General features: G+C 41.9%; 18 protein-coding genes. 5 read left to right on the forward strand and 13 right to left on the reverse strand.

The annotated features are described in order from the left end of the window. Positions 1–28 precede the first annotated feature (28 nt). From icd to ACQYAC_RS07345, 3 genes are all read right to left on the reverse strand, one after another. Positions 29–1,300: an NADP-dependent isocitrate dehydrogenase gene (gene icd, locus ACQYAC_RS07335; protein ID WP_012010859.1), complete on the reverse strand. Its 1,272-nt coding sequence runs from the start codon at positions 1,298–1,300 to the stop codon at positions 29–31. A 149-nt stretch (positions 1,301–1,449) separates the two neighbouring features. After that, positions 1,450–2,568: a citrate synthase gene (citZ, locus tag ACQYAC_RS07340; RefSeq protein ID WP_058015092.1), complete on the reverse strand. Its 1,119-nt coding sequence runs from the start codon at positions 2,566–2,568 to the stop codon at positions 1,450–1,452. A 374-nt stretch (positions 2,569–2,942) separates the two neighbouring features. Next, positions 2,943–3,407: a DUF441 domain-containing protein gene (locus ACQYAC_RS07345; protein ID WP_034320955.1), complete on the reverse strand. Its 465-nt coding sequence runs from the start codon at positions 3,405–3,407 to the stop codon at positions 2,943–2,945. Positions 3,408–3,507: 100 nt separating this feature from the next. Between ACQYAC_RS07345 and ytvI the strand changes: the two genes are divergently transcribed. After that, positions 3,508–4,626: a sporulation integral membrane protein YtvI gene (ytvI, locus tag ACQYAC_RS07350; protein WP_058015091.1), complete on the forward strand. Its 1,119-nt coding sequence runs from the start codon at positions 3,508–3,510 to the stop codon at positions 4,624–4,626. Between the two features lie 25 nt (positions 4,627–4,651). Here ytvI and ACQYAC_RS07355 read toward each other — a convergent pair whose 3' ends face one another. The 7 genes from ACQYAC_RS07355 to dnaE all read right to left on the reverse strand — a co-directional run bounded on the left by ACQYAC_RS07355 (position 4,652) and on the right by dnaE (position 15,081). Next, on the reverse strand, positions 4,652–5,041 hold the full coding sequence (locus ACQYAC_RS07355; protein WP_061409064.1) for an FxsA family protein: 390 nt from the start codon (positions 5,039–5,041) through the stop codon (positions 4,652–4,654). Between the two features lie 102 nt (positions 5,042–5,143). Beyond that, a complete protein-coding gene (gene pyk / locus ACQYAC_RS07360) occupies positions 5,144–6,904 on the reverse strand; it encodes a pyruvate kinase (RefSeq protein WP_058015089.1) in 1,761 nt (586 codons plus the stop codon). 27 nt (positions 6,905–6,931) lie between these two features. Further along, a complete protein-coding gene (pfkA, locus tag ACQYAC_RS07365; protein WP_058015138.1) occupies positions 6,932–7,891 on the reverse strand; it encodes a 6-phosphofructokinase in 960 nt (319 codons plus the stop codon). Between the two features lie 340 nt (positions 7,892–8,231). Continuing rightward, positions 8,232–9,209 carry an acetyl-CoA carboxylase carboxyl transferase subunit alpha gene (gene accA, locus ACQYAC_RS07370; protein WP_058015088.1) on the reverse strand — a complete coding sequence of 326 codons (978 nt, stop codon included), beginning with the start codon at positions 9,207–9,209 and terminating at the stop codon, positions 8,232–8,234. Next, a complete protein-coding gene (gene accD, locus ACQYAC_RS07375; protein WP_012010866.1) occupies positions 9,194–10,069 on the reverse strand; it encodes an acetyl-CoA carboxylase, carboxyltransferase subunit beta in 876 nt (291 codons plus the stop codon). Before accD ends, accA begins: the two co-directional genes overlap by 16 nt. A gap of 304 nt (positions 10,070–10,373) precedes the next feature. Next, a complete protein-coding gene (locus tag ACQYAC_RS07380; protein ID WP_429943020.1) occupies positions 10,374–11,606 on the reverse strand; it encodes an NAD(P)-dependent malic enzyme in 1,233 nt (410 codons plus the stop codon). Positions 11,607–11,745: 139 nt separating this feature from the next. Then, entirely contained in the window at positions 11,746–15,081 is a 3,336-nt protein-coding gene (dnaE, locus tag ACQYAC_RS07385) for a DNA polymerase III subunit alpha (RefSeq protein WP_429943021.1), read from the reverse strand. Between the two features lie 137 nt (positions 15,082–15,218). Here dnaE and ACQYAC_RS07390 point away from each other — a divergent pair, with 137 nt between their 5' ends. The 3 genes from ACQYAC_RS07390 (at position 15,219) to ACQYAC_RS07400 (ending at position 16,355) form a co-directional block, all read left to right on the forward strand. Further along, entirely contained in the window at positions 15,219–15,560 is a 342-nt protein-coding gene (locus ACQYAC_RS07390; protein ID WP_034661856.1) for a YtrH family sporulation protein, read from the forward strand. Then, on the forward strand, positions 15,557–16,060 hold the full coding sequence (gene ytrI, locus ACQYAC_RS07395) for a sporulation membrane protein YtrI (RefSeq protein WP_003216226.1): 504 nt from the start codon (positions 15,557–15,559) through the stop codon (positions 16,058–16,060). Before ACQYAC_RS07390 ends, ytrI begins: the two co-directional genes overlap by 4 nt. 109 nt (positions 16,061–16,169) lie before the next feature. Beyond that, positions 16,170–16,355: a hypothetical protein gene (locus ACQYAC_RS07400; RefSeq protein WP_003216400.1), complete on the forward strand. Its 186-nt coding sequence runs from the start codon at positions 16,170–16,172 to the stop codon at positions 16,353–16,355. Between the two features lie 51 nt (positions 16,356–16,406). Here the strand turns inward: ACQYAC_RS07400 and ACQYAC_RS07405 are convergent, their stop codons facing one another. Beyond that, on the reverse strand, positions 16,407–17,348 hold the full coding sequence (locus ACQYAC_RS07405) for a DHH family phosphoesterase (RefSeq protein ID WP_003216520.1): 942 nt from the start codon (positions 17,346–17,348) through the stop codon (positions 16,407–16,409). Between the two features lie 147 nt (positions 17,349–17,495). Between ACQYAC_RS07405 and ACQYAC_RS07410 the strand changes: the two genes are divergently transcribed. Next, positions 17,496–17,798 carry a YtpI family protein gene (locus ACQYAC_RS07410; RefSeq protein ID WP_003216665.1) on the forward strand — a complete coding sequence of 101 codons (303 nt, stop codon included), beginning with the start codon at positions 17,496–17,498 and terminating at the stop codon, positions 17,796–17,798. Between the two features lie 55 nt (positions 17,799–17,853). On the opposite strand, the gene ACQYAC_RS07415 is transcribed toward ACQYAC_RS07410, so the two are convergent. Together ACQYAC_RS07415 and ACQYAC_RS07420 are read right to left on the reverse strand one after the other, a co-directional pair. Next, positions 17,854–19,176, reverse strand: a complete 1,323-nt coding sequence (locus ACQYAC_RS07415; protein WP_058015084.1) for a CBS domain-containing protein — start codon at positions 19,174–19,176, stop codon at positions 17,854–17,856. 146 nt (positions 19,177–19,322) lie between these two features. After that, positions 19,323–20,006 carry a metal-dependent hydrolase gene (locus tag ACQYAC_RS07420; RefSeq protein ID WP_144462564.1) on the reverse strand — a complete coding sequence of 228 codons (684 nt, stop codon included), beginning with the start codon at positions 20,004–20,006 and terminating at the stop codon, positions 19,323–19,325. Positions 20,007–20,044: the final 38 nt, after the last annotated feature.

Raw genomic sequence — 20,044 nt, forward strand, 5'->3', positions numbered from 1 at the left:
TTTCCCCTTTAACTTTAAAGTTTAAGAATCAAGACAAGTTTTTGATGAGCTCATCAGCAAACTCAGAACATTTCACTTCTGTTGCGCCATCCATTAATCTAGCAAAATCGTAAGTAACGACTTTTGATGCAATTGTATTTTCAACAGATTGAATCACTAGATCAGCTGCTTCCTGCCAGCCAAGGTGCTCAAGTAAAAGCACGCCTGATAGAAGAACAGAAGATGGGTTCACTTTATCAAGACCAGCATATTTAGGTGCTGTTCCGTGAGTCGCTTCAAAAATAGCGTGTCCTGTTTCGTAGTTGATGTTCGCACCTGGTGCGATACCAATTCCACCAACTTGTGCTGCAAGAGCATCAGAGATGTAATCTCCGTTTAAGTTCATTGTTGCCACAACATCGAACTCAGCTGGACGAGTTAGGATTTGTTGAAGGAAAATATCTGCAATGCTGTCTTTGACAATAATTTTGCCAGCAGCTTCTGCTTCACTTTGCGCTTTGTTTGCCGCATCTTTTCCATCTTGTTCTACAATACGATCATATTGTGCCCATGTAAAGACCTTGTCGCCAAACTCTTTTTCAGCCACTTCGTAGCCCCAGTTTTTGAAGGCACCTTCTGTAAATTTCATGATGTTTCCTTTGTGAACAAGCGTCACAGACTTACGGCCTTGGTCAATTGCATATTGGATAGCCGCTCTGACAAGGCGAGAAGTTCCTTCTTCAGAAACTGGCTTGATTCCGATACCTGATGTTTCTGGGAAACGGATTTTGTTAACACCTAATTCGTTTTTCAAGAAGTCAATTAACTTCTTCACTTCGTCTGATCCTTTTGCATACTCGATGCCAGCATAGATATCTTCTGTATTCTCACGGAAGATGACCATATCTGTGTCTTCTGGACGTTTCACAGGAGACGGTACGCCTTTGAACCAGCGAACTGGACGTAAGCATGTGAATAGATCAAGCTCTTGTCTAAGTGCCACGTTTAATGAACGGATTCCTCCGCCGATTGGTGTTGTCAGTGGTCCTTTGATCGCGATTAAGTATTCACGAATGTCTTCAAGTGTTTGCTCAGGAAGCCATTCTCCAGTTTTATTGTAAGCTTTCTCACCGGCATATACTTCTTTCCAAGTGATTTGCTTTTCTCCTTTATATGCTTTTTCTACAGCTGCTTCAAGTACTCTTGATGCTGCTTTCCAAATGTCAGGACCGATTCCGTCCCCTTCGATAAACGGGATGATTGGATTATTTGGTACATTCAATACGCCGCCAGTAACTGTAATTTTTTCGCCTTGTGACAATGATATTACCTCCCAGGTTATGTAGTGAATATTTGAAACTTCTTGGCTTGATGTCTGCAAGCGAAGAAGTTTTTCACGTGATTCGTTTTTTTGTTGATATAGAGGCTGATTGGCCTTCCCGAGATCAGCCCCTGCTTATTCTATAAACATTAGTCTCTTTCACTGATCGGAACAAACGTTTGAAGATCAGGTCCAATATAGTCAGCTCTTGGACGGATGAGACGGTTGTTGTCATACTGCTCTAGAATGTGAGCAATCCATCCAGAGAATCGGCTGATCACGAAAATTGGTGTAAACAAGTCATGATCAATCCCAAGACTGTGATATACAGATGCAGAATAAAAATCAACATTTGGTGGAAGATTTTTCTCTGATGTCACGATTTCCTCTGCACGAACAGACATTTCATACCATTTCGGCTCGCCAGTCAGGTTTGTTAAACGCTGGCTCATTTCTTTTAGATGCTTTGCACGCGGGTCACCTTGACGGTATACGCGGTGGCCAAAGCCCATAATTTTTTCTTTCTTCTCTAGCTTACCATGAATATAGGAATCTACGTTTTCAACTTCGCCAATTTCTGAAAGCATCTTCATCACGCCTTCGTTGGCTCCGCCATGAAGTGGTCCTTTCAGCGCACCGATAGCCGCTGTTACACCAGAGTAGATATCTGATAGTGTAGCAACACATACACGTGCTGTAAATGTCGATGCGTTTAATTCATGATCCGCATGCAGAATGAGTGCCTTATCAATTGCCTCAATTTCTACTGGTGATGGCTCTTCGCCATTTAGCATATACAAGAAGTTTGCAGCATAGCTGTATTCTTCTTTTGGCTGTACAGGCTCAAGTCCCTTACGAATACGTGAAAATGCAGCGACTAGTCCAGAAATTTTCGCCTGTAAGCGAATGGCTTTTCTGTAATTCGCTTCTTTGTCCATAATCTCTGATTCGTTATCAAGTAATCCTAGTAAGGATACCGCTGTACGAATCGCAGACATTGGATGAACCCCATCCAGCGAATACGATTTAAAGTGCTCAATGATTTCTTGCGGAATGTGAGCATTTTCGTTGAGCTGCTGTTTTAACTCACTCAGCTCTTGCTCATTCGGCAGCTTTAAGTGCCATAACAGGTAGACAATTTCTTCGAATGTAGCTTTTTCAGTTAAATCATCGATATTGTACCCTACATAAGTAAGAGTATCATCAATAATTGAGCTTACGGATGAAGTTGTTGCCACAATACCTTCAAGACCTCTTGTTGCTGTCATGTTCAATCTCCCCTTTTTAAAAAGATTCCCCTTCGTTGCAGAATTCTCGCTTTTTGAAAGCGCTATCCAATCCGAATAAGACGGCAGGTTCAGAAAAGAAAATGCTTACATTTACCTATACGGTTAGAGCGCTTTTAGCCTCATATCTCTTGTGTGATCAATGAGTTCAAAATTAAGCCTATTCCCATTATAAACAATAATCAGACATTTGTTAAATGTTTAACTATAATTTTTTTTGATATTTTTTTTTCCAGTCTTCCATATAAGGCATGGAATAAAGGGATTTTGCTTCTTTTATTATATTTAATTATGTTTTTTTGCAAAAGCTCACACAAGAAAAAATAAAAAAGAAAGTGGCATGAACCACTCTCTTTTCAACCGCTGAAAAATTTCACAGCCTGCATCGCTAAATAAGCAATTCCTGCTCCGATCAGCGGACCGACAGCTACACCTTTAAATAAGCTGACTGCCAAAATCGTCCCGAACACAAGCGCTGCCGTGATATGCGGATCATTTTCGAGTAGCACAATACCGTTTTTTGCAATTAATGCTACTAATATACCCGCTCCAAGTGCAATCCAAGCGTAAGAAGATTTCACGGCTTCTCCAAGCTGCTTAAATCCAATATCACCTGTTGCAATAGGGACAAGCACAGCAATTGTAATAACGGTGACCCCCCAATTGATGCCTTTTGATTGGAGAACTGGGAAAATTTTTTGATCCAAACCAATCAGCTTAATCCCAATGAGCACAGAAACCGCTAAAATTAATGAATTGTTTTTTGCAATAAGTGCAATAACGAGTAAAAGAACCAAAAATAAATTTGCTTGAGTAAACATACGCCGCCCCGTCCTTTCTTTTTATTGCGACCTTTTCATATTACTAATCTTTTTGAATAAAATGAAGTATCGGACATGCTTGTTTTTTGGAGGGGATTGTGTGAATCACACCTATATGGCCATTTTTCTACGAAGTTTGATGATGATCAGCATTGCTGTATTTGCGGTTGTCTTTTTATATCACTCTTTTCCTTTTCTATATCCTTTTTGGATTGCACTTATTGTATCCTGCCTCATCCACCCTGCCGTATGCAAAATAGAAGAGATCACCGGAATGCCAAGAGGATTTGTTGTAATCATTGTATTACTGCTCTTTTTATTAGTAGCCGCCGGTTTCATCACACTCTTAGTAGCAGAAATCATTTCAGGAAGTGCTTATTTGGCAAAGGTTCTGCCTGGTCACCTTGATCAAATGATTGGGATTGTTGAACGGTTTTTTACAGATAAAATCCTGCCTTTGTACCATGATGTAACCGCCCAATTTAATACGCTTCAAGCAGGGCAAAAGGAATCGATTTTGGGACAAATCCAAGCACTGGGCGATGAAGCTGCGGCCAAAATAGGGACTTTTCTTTCAAAAACACTCGAGCTCATCCCAGCTTTTTTAGGTCTTTTGCCTGATGCAGCCGCAACTCTTTTGTTTTCTGCACTAGCAACTTTTTTTATTACGAAAGATTGGTTTACATTAAAAAAATATGGTTCTCGTATCTTTCCCGCAAAATGGATGCAACATACACGAGCCATTTTATCTGAAATCAAAAAAGCCATTACCGGTTTTATGAAGGCGCAGCTTTTGCTTGTTGCAATGACCATCGGCCTTGTCATCATTGGTCTGATCATCTTAAAAGTCGAGCACGCCCTTGTCATTGCTTTATGTATTGGGTTTGTCGATTTACTTCCTTATATCGGGAGCGGCACTGTTTTTCTGCCATGGATCATTTACTCTGCCATGACAGGAAACCTTTCCCTCGCCATCGGGCTCGGCATTTTGTATATTGTCGTGCTCATTCAAAGACAAATTTCAGAGCCAAAAGTCTTGAGCAAATCCATTGGTCTTAATCCTTTAGCCACACTTGTGGCGCTATTTGTCGGGTTAAAATGGCTCGGTTTCCTCGGACTCGTCATTGGCCCTGCTTCCCTTGTCGTGTGGCAAGCATTTCGTAATGCAGGTGTTTTCAGGGATATCTATCAGTACATTCGGTACGGCATGCAAAAGTAAAAGAGACCTTCAGTTCAAGGTCTCTTTAGCGAATAATCGTATAGCGACTGCGATTAGACATGTTCCTGAGCCAGCGTTCAAAGAGCGGCTTGATTTGCTTTCTCGTCATCGGAATGAGCAGCAGCGCACCGATGATATCTGATAAGAAGCCGGGAATGAGCAGGAGCAGACCACCGATTAGAATGCAAAAACCATCGACAATCGTTACCCCTGGCATTTTGCCATATTGTAAATCTCTTTGCACTTTTTGAAATGCTTCGATTCCTTGTTTTCTTGCAAAATAAGCACCTAGTGCACTCGTGAGTACGATCATCAGCATCGTTGGCAAAATGCCAATGATTTTACTTGATATTAAAAATAAACTGATTTCCACTGCAGGGAACAGAATCAATAATAGTAGCAAATATTTTTTCAACCATATCACCTCATGGGGTATCTTTCACCCGAAAGCTGTTTTACTTTTTTAGTGTAACATAAAAAAAGAGAGGAGTCAGACAACTCCCCTCGTGTATATGATTTAAAGGACGCTTGCACGGCCTTTGTAGATCGCTCCGCGTGCCGGATCTACTGTAATCTCTTCGCCTTCTTTTAGCAATGTTGTTGCACCATCAAGACCTACAATCACTGGAATGCCAAGGCTGAGTCCAACGACTGCTGCATGGCTTGTTAAGCCGCCTTCTTCAGTGATCAGGGCTGATGCTTTCTCTAAAGCACCCATCATATCACGGTCTGTACAGTTTGCGACAAGAATCGCACCATCGTACATTTTTTCATCTGCTTCTTTTCCGCTTTGTGCAATAACAACCGGTCCAAATGCAGATTTACGGCCAATTCCTTGACCTTTCGCAATAATGTCACCGACAACATAGACTTTCATTAAGTTTGTTGTACCTGTTTCACCAACTGGCACACCAGCTGTAATGACGATTAAATCGCCGTGTCTCACGTAGCCTGTTTCAATCGATTTCTCGACTGCATTCTCAAGCATTTCATCAGTAGACGTCGTTTTTGATCCGCTCTTTGCAAATACACCGAATACAAGAGATAGCTTTCTTGCAACTGATTCGTTTGCTGTGACCGCTACGATTGGTGCTTTTGGTCTATATTTTGAAATCATTCTCGCTGTATGACCGCTTTCTGTAGGTGTCACAATCGCTGCAACATCAAGCTTCATCGCTGTATGCGCAACAGATTGACCGATGGCATCTGTAATGCTGACTTCTACTTCTTCACTTCTGCGAGAAAGAATGGCTTTATAGTTGAGTGCATCTTCTGAGCGTGATGCAATGTTATGCATCGTTTGTACAGCTTCCACTGGATACGTTCCTGCTGCTGTTTCACCAGAAAGCATAATCGCATCTGTGCCATCAAAAATGGCATTTGCCACGTCACTTGCTTCCGCACGAGTTGGACGAGGATTACGCTGCATGCTGTCAAGCATTTGGGTCGCTGTGATGACTGGTTTGCCTAAGCGATTGCATTTTTTGATCAACATTTTTTGTACAAGCGGTACTTCTTCTGCCGGGATCTCTACACCAAGATCTCCACGCGCAACCATCAAACCGTCTGATACCTCAAGGATTTCATCGATGTTATCAACACCCTCTTGGTTTTCAATCTTAGGGATGATTTGAATGTCAGCCGCGTTATTCTTTTCGAGAAGCTCACGAATTTCAAGAACATCAGAAGCTCGTCTCACAAAAGAAGCTGCGATGAAATCGACGCCTTGTTCAACTCCGAACAGAATATCATTGGCATCCTTTTCTGTAATACCTGGCAGGTTCACACTTACACCTGGTACGTTAACACCTTTTTTGTTTTTGAGCGTGCCTGTATTCATGACCTTTGTGACGATTTCTTTACGGTCCATGTTCAGTTCTTTGACTTCTAAACCAATAAGACCATCATCTAAAAGGATTGTTGAACCCACTTCTACATCATGAATCAAATCTTCATATGTCACACTAATTTTTTCCGTATTTCCAACAATGTCTTCCATACTTACGATAAGATCTGCACCAGCGACTAGCTCAATTGAGCCGTTTTCGACTGTACGTGTACGGATCTCTGGACCTTTTGTATCAAGAAGGATCGCAATGTCCTTGCCTAATGTTTTACCTGCTTTACGAATGTTTTCAATGCGTGCACCATGCTCTTCAAAATCTCCGTGAGAGAAGTTTAGTCTGGCTACATTCATTCCTGCTTCAATCAATTCAGTCAGCTTTTCAATGGTTTCACTTGCTGGACCGATTGTACAAACGATTTTTGTCTTTCTCATTACTGTTCCTCCTAAGGTCTTCTCGTTTTATATAGAGAGCTCTTGTGAAAGTCGGTACATGTTTTGATCGACTGTATGTTTTTTATCTAAGATATCTAAAATATCGTGGTGAACGAGGTCGTTGCTTTGAATACCCACACAGCGTCCGCCTTTTCCTTCAAGTAGAAGTTCTACTGCATATGCTCCTAAACGGCTTGCGAGTACTCGGTCAAACGCACTTGGAGAACCTCCGCGCTGAATATGTCCTAAGACAGATACACGGGTTTCAAGGCTTGTCTCCTCTTCAATCCGCTTACCAAATTCAACACCGCTGCCTACGCCTTCTGCGACGATGATGATACTGTGCTTCTTGCCGCGCTCGTGCCCTCTTCTTAATCTCGCGATAATTTCATCCATGTCATAGTCTGCTTCTGGAATCAAAATAGATTCGGCTCCGCCTGCAAGACCTGACCAAAGAGCAATATCACCAGCATGTCTTCCCATTACTTCCACTACGTATGTACGTTCATGAGATGTGGCTGTATCACGAATTTTATCAATGGCGTCAATGACTGTATTCAGTGCTGTATCAAAGCCAATAGTGAAATCAGTACCTGGAATATCGTTGTCGATTGTACCCGGGACACCTACACATGGAAAACCAAGCTCAGTTAATTTCTTTGCTCCCATGAATGAACCGTCTCCGCCGATCACAACAAGTCCTTCAATACCGAATTTTTTTAAGTTTTCAATGCCTTTTTCACGACCTTCAACTGTCTTGAATTCAGGACATCTTGCCGTGTAAAGTTTTGTTCCTCCACGATGAATAATATCGCCAACTGAACCTATTTCAAGTTTCTCAATTTTACCGTTAATTAGACCTGAATATCCATTATAAATACCGTAAACTTCAACATTATGGTAAATCGCTTTCCTTACAACTGCGCGCACAGCTGCATTCATTCCTGGGGAATCCCCACCGCTCGTTAAAACTCCTATACGCTTCATCTTTTTCACCTCAGAGACCATATATGAATTAAACATACCATTTCCACTGCTTGAAAACAATCATGAGCAAAACAGGATGTTTTCAATTTGTATTTCTAAAACCGTACTTATTATACAATTAAATAAACCGTTTTTAAACAAAAGTTAAGAAAGTATGAAAGCATTTCTTTCAAAACCTAGGAAGGTCACCCCCTCTAAAGCCTACCATATCAAGGTTTTCAGGCGTTTCAAATTTTATGAAAACAAATGAAAATTATTTTCAAATAGCGCTTACACGAGGAAGGTTTTGATGAAAAAAGATGAAAAAAATAAACGCCAGCCAAAAAGGCTGTACGTTTATTTAGTTTACCCCAATATATTGATTTTCAACCGATACTTTCCCGATTGCTTTGTATTTTTGATATCTTTGTTCGACTAGTTCTTCAGGTGTTAGTTTGAGCAAAGATGTAAGTGACTGTTTTAATATTTTTTCAATGTAGGCTGCTTGTTGTTTCACGTCTCGGTGTGCTCCACCTTGCACTTCTTTAATAACATCATCTATAATATCTAATTCTTTTAGGTCTGGAGCCGTAATTTTCATTGATTCTGCAGCTTTTTTCGCAAGTGATGAGTCCTTCCAGAGCAGTGCTGCTGCACCTTCAGGTGAAATCACTGAATACGTTGAATTCTCTAGCATGTATAGGTGGTTTCCTACGCCTAAGCCTAGTGCGCCGCCACTTCCGCCTTCTCCAATGACAATACAGACAACCGGTACACGAAGTCCTGCCATTTCGAATAGGTTTTTCGCAATTGCTTCACTTTGCCCGCGTTCTTCAGCTGCTTTACCAGGATAAGCTCCTTTTGTATCAATAAAGCAAATGATCGGACGATTAAATTTATCTGCTTGTTTCATCAAGCGCAGCGCTTTACGGTAGCCTTCTGGATGAGGCATTCCGAAATTACGGCGCAAGTTTTCTTTTGTATCTTTACCGCGCTGGTGGCCAATCACCGTGACAGGAAGCCCTTTAAACGTGGCAATTCCTCCAACGATCGCTTCATCATCGCCATAAAAACGGTCACCGTGACACTCGAAAAAGTTGTCAAACAGCTCTTGAATGTAATCGAGAGTTGTTGGACGCATCGCATGACGAGCAATCTGTACTCTGTCCCACGGCTTTAAATTTGTATAAATGTCTGCTTCAAGTTTGCTCAGACGTGTTTCAAGACGCTCAATTTCTGCACTTAAATCCATTTCTGAGTTTTGTGTGAACTTTTTCAGTTCATCAATTTTCGCTCGAAGTTCAATGACAGGTTTTTCAAATTCTAGTTCTCCAGCCACTCTCGTTCACCTCCTGTGCTGTGTAATGCTAAGATTCGGCCTAGTGTTTCTTTCATCTCTGCACGATGAATGACAGCATCCAGCTGTCCATGCTTTAACAAAAATTCAGCCGTTTGGAAGTCCTCTGGTAGGTCTTCACGAATTGTTTGTTCAATGATTCTACGACCTGCAAACCCAATTAAAGCACCAGGTTCTGCAAAGTTGTAATCACCAAGAGACGCGAAACTAGCTGATACACCGCCAGTTGTTGGGTTCGTCATCACAGAGATAATCAAACCTTGGTCCTCGCTGAACAGTTTTAATGCTGAGCTTGTTTTTGCCATCTGCATAAGACTGAGGATCCCCTCTTGCATTCTCGCTCCGCCTGATGCAGTAAAGATGATAAATGGCACCTTGTCCGCTTTTGCTTTCTCGATCGCAAGTGTGATCTTTTCACCAACAACCGAGCCCATGCTGCCCATACGGAATGTGGCATCCATGACAGCGATCACAGCACGCTTGCCTTCAATTTCACCTTGACCTGTGACAATGGCTTCATTCAAAGATGTTTTTTCTCTGTCTTTCTCAAGCTTTTCTTCGTAGCCTGGGAATCCGAGCGGGTTTTCTGAGATCAGGTGCCCGTTAAATTCTTCAAATGTGCCTTCGTCAACAAGGCTGTCAATACGCTGTTTTGCATTCATTTGCAAATGTCTGCCGCAATTCATGCAAACACGTAAATTTTTATCTAGTTCTTTGGTGAGCATTATTTTTTTACATTGCGGACATTTGGTCATGATGCCTTCAGGCACATCTTGACTTGCCTGTTCAGAGGGTACAGATGCATATTTTTTCTTTTTACTGAAAATATTTTTGATTGACAAATGACTACCTCCCTTTTTGAAGGGTTTTTTCTTTACACGCACATCCACTATTATAGGACATGTCATAACTGTACCGAAACTATTGTACTTTTTTTGTCAAACGCTGTCATCCTTCATTCAATTTTTTCAGTGGGGAATTGATGAGAAATGAGTATGTGTTTGGGGCGCTGAGCAGTTGATATAGGTGAATTGTGAACGTCTACAAAAAAATATCATTCCGGATGAAAAAATTTTCGCGTATGAGAGGAAATGGTGCACGACTTTCCTCCAATTTCAGAAAGAACGTGCACACTTTTCCAATTGATTATTCGCCGATAATCGTTAATTTTCTTGTTTTTTCAGCGACTTCTTCTGGGTCGACTTGGATTCTTGCAACACCAGTTTCCATTGCTGCTTTTGCTACCGCTTTTGCTACCGCTGGTGCTACACGTGCATCAAATGGTTCAGGGATGACGTATTCAGCTGACAATTTATCATCTGAAACAAGAGAAGCAATTGCTTCTACGGCTGCAATTTTCATTTCTTCGTTAATGTGGGTTGCTCGTACATCTAATGCTCCGCGGAAAATTCCTGGGAATGCCAGTACGTTGTTTACTTGGTTCGGGAAGTCAGAACGGCCAGTGCCTACAACACTTGCGCCTGCTGCATGTGCATCTTCTGGCATGATCTCTGGATTAGGATTCGCCATTGCGAAGATGACAGGATCTTTTGCCATTTTGCCAACCATTTCTTTTGTTAGAGCGCCTGCTGCTGAGACCCCGATGAAGACGTCAGCGCCTTCAATCACTTCTTCTAATGAACCTTCGTTACGGTCTTGGTTCGTGAATTTAGCCACTTCATTTTTCACTGCATTCATACCGTTCGGGCGGCCTTCATAAATTGCGCCTTTTGTATCACACATGATAATATCACGTACACCGAAATGATATAGAAGCTTGATAATCGCAATTCCCGCTGCTCCAGCGCCGTTTGCCACCACTTTGATAGAGGACATTGATTTTCCAGACAGTTTCAGCGCATTTACAAGTCCTGCTACTGTCACAATCGCTGTTCCGTGCTGATCATCATGGAACACTGGAATGTTTGTCTCTTTTTTCAAGCGCTCTTCGATAATAAAGCAGTTTGGAGCTGCAATATCTTCAAGGTTGACACCGCCAAACGTTGGCTCAAGAAGCTTTACTGTTTCAACGATTTTGTCTACATCGTTTGTCGCAAGCGCGATCGGGAAGGCATCAACGCCAGCGAAGCTTTTGAATAGTACAGCTTTTCCTTCCATTACTGGAAGAGATGCTTCTGCACCAATATTTCCAAGCCCTAAAACAGCGCTTCCGTCTGTGACAACAGCGACCATATTGCCTTTCATTGTATAATCATACACTTTGCTTGTGTCGTCATAAATATCTTTACATGGTTCTGCAACACCAGGTGAGTAAGCCAAGCTCAAGTCTTTCGCATTTTTCACTTGTACTTTTGATTTTGATTCAAGTTTGCCTTGATTCTCTTTGTGCATATGTAATGCTTCTTCTCTTAATGACATGTGAAACACTCCTTCAAGTGGAAAATGATTTAATGAATTGCTAAGTTGATAAGCACATACTGGCAGTTTTAAATACACAGAATCTTTAAAATGATAACACAATAGGTGAATTTGTAAAACATATTCAGGCGATTTGTCATCATTTAATCACAACGTTTTGTTCACCAAGCAGCTCTTTTAACTGGAAAATGACAGCATGATCTGCATGAACTTTGTATGCATCTGGAAGTCTCACTGTCTTTTTTTGCTTCTCATAATACAAATAGACATCTGCTTCTCCGCTGTGCATCGAGATCACCCGCTTTACTTGCTCTAGCAGCTCCTGCGTATGATTTTCTTCTTTCACCCGAATGTAGACAGACTCTTTTCTTTGTGTGCCCATCTCTTCAAGCAGAACGGCTTCTTGCACGATGATCTGGCTGCTGTCATTTCTGACATCTATTCTGCCTTCAACATAAAGCATGGCGCCCTCCTCAAGTAAGGGGGACAGCTTTCTAAATTGCTCTGGAAAGACGACGCCTTCCATTTCTCCCGTTTCATCCCCAAATGTGACAAATGCCATCGATTGTCCATTTTTTGTTCGAATCGATTTCACCTTTGTCAAAAGACCACCCATTGAGACCTTTCGCTTTATATAGGAAGAAAGTCTGATGATTTCCACTGCACCATTCTCTCTTAAGCGATCTCGGTACGCTTGTACAGGATGATTTGATAAATATAGTCCAAGTGCCTCTTTTTCAAATTGCAGAAGATCGACAAGCGGCAATTCTTCTATCTCTGCATATTTTGGCTTAATAGAGAAGGTTGTATCCCCCAGAAAGTCAAGCTGATCATCTGGATTTAAAAATGACACGTGGTCTAATGCAATATCTATTGATGCCAATAACGAAGCACGATTTGGATAAAGCTCATCCATCGCCCCTGAAAAAATGAGCGCTTCAATCGTTTTTCGGTTGACACTCTTTGCTGATACTCTTGCGCAAAAATCAAATAAATCTTCAAACGGCTTTTCCTGTCTTGCCCTGTATATATCCTTTACAGCTGACACTCCGACATTTTTGATCGCTCTTAAGCTGTAGCGGATCTCCCCTTTTTCAACCGTAAATGGAAATTCACTCTTATTAATAGAAGGCTTCAACACAGATATCCCTTTTTCCTTTGCCTCATAGAAATATTGAGCAACTTTGTCATCATTTCCAATCACACTCGTTAAAAGTCCGCACATAAAATATAACGGATAATGCGCTTTTAAGTAAGCAAGCTGAAAGCCAATCATGCTATATGCAACAGCATGGCTTCTATTAAAACCATAGTTTGCAAATTTGACGATTAAGTCATAAACGTCATTTGCAATGTTAACAGGATACTCCTTTTTTAGGCATCCTTCAACAAAATGGCTCCGCTCTTCATCAAGAACCTTTTTATCCTTCTTTGAAACTGCTCTTCTTAATAGATCTGCCTCGCCAAGCTGAAAGCCTGCCATCTTCGCTGCAATCAGCATGATCTGCTCCTGATAGACGATGACTCCATATGTGTCTTTTAAAATGTCATACAAATCAGGATGCGGGTAAGAGACCTTGACTCTGCCGTGCTTTCGGTCGATAAAGAGCGGGATATTCTCCATTGGACCTGGACGGTAGAGGGCATTGACTGCCACAATGTCTTCTAAACTAGAGGGCTTCAAGCGTCTCAGCACCTGACGCATTCCTTGTGATTCAAGCTGGAAAATCCCAGTTGTATCCCCCGCTGATAACAATTCAAATGTTTTCTGATCTTCATATGAAATGTCACTAAAGTTAATGTGGACGTTTTCCTGTCTTTCAATCTGGTTTTTAATGGATTCAATTAAGGTTAAGTTTCTAAGTCCTAAGAAATCCATCTTTAAAAGTCCGAGATCTTCTAAATAATTCATCGCATACTGCGTTAAATACACACCATCATGGCCGTCTTGAATCGGAACGACCTCTGTCAGAGGCTCCTCGCTCAGCACAACGCCAGCTGCATGTGTCGAGGTATGTCTTGGCAAGCCTTCCACCTTTAAAGCAGTTTGAAAGACTTGCCTGAGCTCTTCGGACTGCTGGAGCATTGTTTTTAATTCAGGAGATGCAGTGAGCGCTTCTTTCAGCGTCGTTCCTGGCTTTGACGGAATCAGCTTTGCAAGACGATCCGCTGCCTTTGAATCAATCCCCATCACACGTCCTACATCTCTTAAAGCTGCTTTTGCTGCAAGTGTTCCAAACGTGACAATTTGCGCCACATGCATGTCTCCGTATTTGTCTTTTACATAAGAAATGATTTCATCTCTTCTCGTATCAGGGAAATCTATATCAATATCAGGCATACTGATTCGCTCAGGATTTAAGAAACGTTCAAATAACAAACCGTGACGGAGCGGATCAACATCCGTAATAAACAGTACATAGGCAACAAGTGATCCTGCTGCCGATCCTCGGCCCGGTCCTGTGACAATGCCTTGGTCATGGGCATACTTCATAAAATCCCACACGATGAGAAAATAATCACTGAAATTCATTTTTTGGATAATGCTCAGTTCGTACTCAAGTCTTTTCACATACGCTTCATTTGAAGCAATCTTTCTTTGCTTCATCCCTTCCGCACACACTTTGCGTAAAAACTGATCTGCTGTTGATTGATCAGGGGTCGGATAGGATGGGAGTTTTGTCTGCCCAAGATTTAAATCGACTTCACAGCGGTCTGCGATCTCCACCGTTCTTGTGAGCAGCTCCGTATCCTGCGTATACCATTCCTTCATTTCTTCAAAGGTTCTGAAATGCTTTTCTGCTTGGTCTTCCTCAACCTCAGGCAGCTGCTGCCCTGCTTTAATCGCCTTTAAACACGTATAGGCCGTTTTGTCTTCCATGTTGATGTAGTGGACATCTCCTGTCGCAACAAGAGGAATGTCCGCACTTTTTGAGACATCCCTCAGTTTACCTGTAAGCGATTCGTCTTGCTGAAATGGCTGAAGTGCGATGTACACATGTCCCTCACCGAAAATATGTTTCAATTGTTTCGCCGCATCATTCGCTTCTTCTATCTGATCGTGCTGAAGCAGCGTTTCAATGTAGCCAGAAACACCTGGTGTGATGGCAATGAGCCCGCGGTGATAGCTTTTCAGCCATTTCTTTTTCAGTCCAGCTTTTGATTTTGATTTCAGCACACTGCTGATTTTGATCAAGTTTTGGTAGCCTTCATTGTTTTTGGCAAGGAGCACCAAGGGATAAGCCTCTGTCTCTTGTTCATCTATGAAGACAGAAGCTGTTAAACCGATGACCGGCTTGATGCCATGTTTTTTACATTCCTTATAAAATTCAACCGTTCCATACATCACATGGTCATCGGTAAGAGCGAGCGCCTTGCAGCCAAGTTCTTTTGCTTTCAGCACAAGCTCCTTTACTTTTGCTGCACTGCTTAATAAGCTGTATCCACTGTGGACCTGAAGATGAACATAAGACATGCTTAATCCACTCCTTTCGTCTAAAGTCATTCTTTCATTATAAAACGCGATGCGATGAGAAACAAATGTTCTTTCTTTTCTGTCCGTTCATACTTGTCCCGCACGCACCATATATTGAATAGAGTGAGGTGGACAAAATGGATGTGAAGGAAGCTTTTATTCCAAATTTTATCAGCTGTTATTTTATTGCGCTTGGAGTCATTTTGGGTGGTGCCATTATCGGCGGTGTTGGTGCTTATTTGTCTGGTCAGCCGCCTTTATCCATTATTACGAGTCTTGCCAATCGATTAAAGATTTGGGCGCTTGTCGCAGCCATCGGCGGAACGTTTGATGCTGTTTATAGCTTTGAACGAGGCATTTTTGAAGGGAACACGCGTGATATTTTCAAGCAGATTTTATTAATTGTCTCTGCCATGGGCGGTGCGCAAACGGGTTATCTTATTATCACGTGGCTCACACAGGAGCATGTGTCATCATGAGGGTGCCGGAGCTTTACAAACGTCCAGGCTGGCAACGTTTTTTTGCGGGGATGATGTTTGGTGCGATTGTGAGCTGGCTCATTTTCCTCTTTACATACGGAACCTTTCAGGAAAAGCAGGTGACACTTCTGAGAAGCCAGCAGCACCATATGGACAGTCTGAAAGAACAAATCACACTCTATCGGGAAGATTTGCATAAGTTAAATGAGGATAATAAGAAGCGACTGCTGATCCAAAGCGTAGATGTCCATCTCGTCAATCGTGAGCAGTATAAAATCCCAGAGCCAGACACGCTAAAATTTGAAGATCAGGTCAAGGAGGATATCTCAGAGGTTATTACAAAGGATATTGAAAGTGTCTATAAAACAAAGGAATTATTAAAACGCACGGTCGAAAACAAAGAATATACCATTCGGGAAAAGGCATACCGCGCCAAAGTGACAGAGCTGACAATTTATACGAAGCTTTCACTTGAAGTGCGCATTTCATTTGCTGAATAAATGATCATGTGGAATTTTTATGAATTTCTGCCCTCAATGATCGCTTTTCCCCCTTAATTTTTATACACTAAAAGTAGAACGAGATCTACAATAGAAAGAGGTGAGGACAATGGAGGTTTATAGCTATCGTCAAATGGCACGAGACAAAGCAAGCCGGATCAAGGACGGCATGTGCGCTTATGCTGAGACAGAAATGATGGCTCATTTAATTAAAAAAGAATTAAAGCATCAAAATCTCCAAGCCTATGAAGATTCAACTGACATCGGCTGCTGGTTTATCCCTGTATGCAAGTAACCCTTTTCTCCATAACAAAAAAAGAGAGAGGGGACTTGAAGCCCCCCTCTCTCATGATGATGATTTACATACTTCTTCTAAATCACGCAAAATCTCATCTGCCACGGCCCAATCATAAATAGACGCACCAGCTGCAAGCGGGTGGCCGCCGCCATGATATTTTTTCGCAATGGTATTAATGACGACGCCTTTCGAACGGAATCTAACACGAATCTGATCATTTTCTTCCACAAAAAAGACCCATGCCTTAATCCCTGCAATATTTCCAAGTGTTCCAACAAGCTGTGAGGCTTGCTGCGCTGTCGTTTGGAACGATTCCAAAATATCCTGCTTAATGAAAACAGAAGCGACTCCATTCTCTGACAAAGAAATATGTTGAAAAATATAGCCATTTAATTTCACGACATTCAGATCCGTCTCATACAATTGATTGAAAAGGTCTGAAGATGAAAATGGATATTCAATCAGTTCTCCTGCATATTTGAGCGTCTTTTTCGTCGTGTTTGGGAAAAGGAAGCGGCCTGTGTCTCCTACAATGCCGGCATAAATGAGTTCAGCCGCCTTTGTATTCAGCTGATATCCTTCTTCTTTCCCCTCTAAATACAATTCATAAATCATTTCGCTCACAGAGCTTGCCTCTGTATCCACCCAAAGTAAATCACCATAAGGATCTTCATTTGGATGATGGTCAATTTTCATCAGCTTATCGCCCATTGAATAGCGCTGATCGTCAATTCTTGCTTGATTGGCTGTATCGCAGACAATGACAAGGGCATCTTTGTACACGTCATCCGGCACTTCATCAAGTTCATATAAAAATGAAAGGGATGGCTCCGGGGTTCCTGTCGCATAAATATTTTTTTCTGGATAGGTGGCACGCAAGATTTCCGTAAGGCCGCACTGCGATCCATACGCATCAGGATCTGGTCTTACATGTCTATGAATGATGATGGTGTCATATAATGATATGGTTCTAATCAGTTCTTTTTTCATAAAAACTCCTTCTTATCCGATACTCTTTTTATTATTAAATCATAATCTATCCTGACGGAAAAGTGAGGAATAGACAATTTATTCTAGTAAGCAAGCCTATTTACGTTTAAAATAGGGTTGTAACCACTTACAATGGAGGCTTGGCACATGCTTGTTTTGATTGTGTTTATTATTTGTTCTGCCATGTTTTATTTATACTACAAAGCAAAGAATGTCCGTACGAACCGCCCAGTCGAAAAGAAATTCTGGTCGGCGAAATCCAGTATGGCACTTGGCTGCTTTGTCCTGCTCTTCGGTGTGAATCAATTATTTTTAAACCGCTCGTCACTCGCATTTGTCATTGGATTTATTTTTGTTGCTGTCGGTATCGGCAGTACGTGGGCTGGATATAAAGCCTACAAGCATTACCTTCCGCTCTTTTTAAAGGAAGGCGAAAAAGATCACGCATAATAGGAGAGAAGGGCTAAAATGATGTTTATTTTAGCCCTTTGTCTTTTTCAGCAGATTATCCTCTCTCCATGAGCTGCACCATCAGCATGGCTTTACCGACGATATTCGATTGATGATAAACTTCCACTTCCAGCTTTCCAAACTTGCGTCCTACTTCTAAAATATTTGGCTTGATCTGTATCGTGGATTCCATTTGAACCGGTTTTAAGAAGTAGACAGAGAGACTTTCGACAATTAGCTCCCCTTTTTTATGAGACTTTAAGAAGCGATTGGCGGATTCAATTAAAATTTGCGTGAACACGCCATATGAAATGTTTCCGAGCTGGTTTGTCATTTGTGGTGTGACCTCATATTGATACACTGCATCTGCCTTTGGTTTTTCTGTATCGGTCTCTTTAAACCCTCTTGAGACGACATCATCCAGTTTTTCTCCGACCTGCGGCTGCTTTTGAATCATTTGAAGCGCCTTCAGCACGTCCTGACGGCTGATCATTCCAATCAGTTTCGCATAATCATCTACAACTGGCAGCACCTCAATGCCTTCCCATACCATCATTTGAGCTGCAGAAGCGACAGAGGTTTTGCCAATGACTGTCAGTGGGTTTTTCGTCATCACCTTTTCTATCGGTGTGGAGCGGTCATGACCTGCGATATCCTTTGAGGTGAGAATGCCGTGAATCTTCATTTGGTCGTCAGCGACTGGAAAGCGGCCGTGGCCAGTTTCATAGTTTTTTTCATACCATTTTTCAAGCTTATCCTCTGGTGATAGATACACCGTTCGTTCTATCGGCGTTAAAATATCTTCCACAAGCACAATCTCTTTTTTTATGAGTTGGTCATAAATGGCCCGGTTAATGAGAGCTGCTACGGTAAATGTATCGTAGCTTGTCGATAAGATCGGCAGTTCAAGCTCATCTGCGAGCTGAATGATTTCATCATCTGTTGAGAATCCGCCTGTAACAAGTACAGCCGCCCCTGCCTCTAATGCTTGTCTGTGGGCATTGATCCGGTTTCCGACAATCAGCAGGTTTCCAGCTGCCGTATAGCGCATCATCGCATCAAGCTCCATTGCACCGATGACAAATTTGTTTAATGTTTTATGTAAGCCCGCTCGTCCCCCAAGCACCTGTCCGTCAATCACATTGACCACTTCTGCATATGTCAGTTTTTCAATATTTTCTTTTTTCTTCTGTTCAATTCGAATGGTGCCGACTCGTTCAATGGTACTCACGAACCCTTTATTTTCAGCATCCTTAATAGCCCGGTAAGCCGTGCCTTCACTTACTTTCATTTCTTTCGCAATACGCCGGACAGAAATTTTCTCTCCGACATCTAATGAATCAATATACGATAAAATTTGTTCATGCTTTGTCGCCAATCCCGTTCACCCTTTTTGTTTTCAGCGTTTTCATCTAACTTTCATTATAAGGGCAGGAGGCTTTTAATAGCAATTTGTCTTTTTTCAGCACGATACTTGTAAATAAAAAAAGCCGGCATTTGAGTGCCGGCTTTTTGCTATGTTGATTAAATCTCGATCGATTCTCCGCTGTTTAACACATGACCGACGCCGCCATGCAGACTGTCTGCAAATGCATGTGGGTCCTGCTCAATCGGCGGGAATGTGCTGTAGTGAACTGGCACGACTTGCTTCGCCCGAAGCCATTCGGCTGCGATTCTTGCATCGTCCGGTCCCATCGTGAAGTTATCACCGATCGGAAGGAATGCAAGCTCAATATGATTCAGCTCACCGATCAGCTTCATATCTGAAAAGAGTGCAGTGTCTCCGGCATGATAAATCGTTTTGCCCTCTGCAGTAAATAAAATACCTGATGGCATGCCTGTATACGTAATCGTTTTTGCATCTTCATCAATGATAGCAGAACCATGGAACGCTTGAGTGAGCTTCACTTTACCAAATTCAAACTCACGTCCGCCCCCAATCGAAAGCGGGTGCGTTTTCACACCTTGCCAGCTTAAATAAGTGGCAAGCTCGAATGGCGCAATAACGAGCGCATCATTGTTTTTAGCGATTTCAATGGTGTCACCGACGTGATCTCCATGCCCGTGGGTCAGCAAAATGGCATCCGCTTTGACATCTTGCGGTTTGATATCTGTGTGCTTATTTCCATTTAAAAATGGATCAATCCAAATATGGTATCCGTTTGTTTCAATGTGTACGACTGAATGTCCGTGATATGTAGCTTTCATGTGAGTATATCCACCTTTCGAATTTGATCTCATTTCAT

Origin of the sequence: Bacillus sp. MM09(2025) (assembly GCF_050496725.1) — a bacterium.
Taxonomy (GTDB): Bacteria; Bacillota; Bacilli; order Bacillales; family Bacillaceae; genus Bacillus; species Bacillus pumilus.

What these genes read in the sequence shown, in the direction of transcription:
- ACQYAC_RS07380 (WP_429943020.1), bottom strand. Translation starts at nt 11,606, where the DNA reads ATGTCATTAAGAGAAGAAGCATTACATATGCACAAAGAGAATCAAGGC.
- dnaE (WP_429943021.1), bottom strand. Translation starts at nt 15,081, where the DNA reads ATGTCTTATGTTCATCTTCAGGTCCACAGTGGATACAGCTTATTAAGC.
- citZ (WP_058015092.1), bottom strand. Translation starts at nt 2,568, where the DNA reads ATGACAGCAACAAGAGGTCTTGAAGGTATTGTGGCAACAACTTCATCC.
- ACQYAC_RS07345 (WP_034320955.1), bottom strand. Translation starts at nt 3,407, where the DNA reads ATGTTTACTCAAGCAAATTTATTTTTGGTTCTTTTACTCGTTATTGCA.
- ACQYAC_RS07400 (WP_003216400.1), top strand. Translation starts at nt 16,170, where the DNA reads ATGGAGGTTTATAGCTATCGTCAAATGGCACGAGACAAAGCAAGCCGG.
- ACQYAC_RS07420 (WP_144462564.1), bottom strand. Translation starts at nt 20,006, where the DNA reads ATGAAAGCTACATATCACGGACATTCAGTCGTACACATTGAAACAAAC.
- ACQYAC_RS07390 (WP_034661856.1), top strand. Translation starts at nt 15,219, where the DNA reads ATGGATGTGAAGGAAGCTTTTATTCCAAATTTTATCAGCTGTTATTTT.
- ytrI (WP_003216226.1), top strand. Translation starts at nt 15,557, where the DNA reads ATGAGGGTGCCGGAGCTTTACAAACGTCCAGGCTGGCAACGTTTTTTT.
- pyk (WP_058015089.1), bottom strand. Translation starts at nt 6,904, where the DNA reads ATGAGAAAGACAAAAATCGTTTGTACAATCGGTCCAGCAAGTGAAACC.
- ACQYAC_RS07410 (WP_003216665.1), top strand. Translation starts at nt 17,496, where the DNA reads ATGCTTGTTTTGATTGTGTTTATTATTTGTTCTGCCATGTTTTATTTA.
- pfkA (WP_058015138.1), bottom strand. Translation starts at nt 7,891, where the DNA reads ATGAAGCGTATAGGAGTTTTAACGAGCGGTGGGGATTCCCCAGGAATG.
- ACQYAC_RS07405 (WP_003216520.1), bottom strand. Translation starts at nt 17,348, where the DNA reads ATGAAAAAAGAACTGATTAGAACCATATCATTATATGACACCATCATC.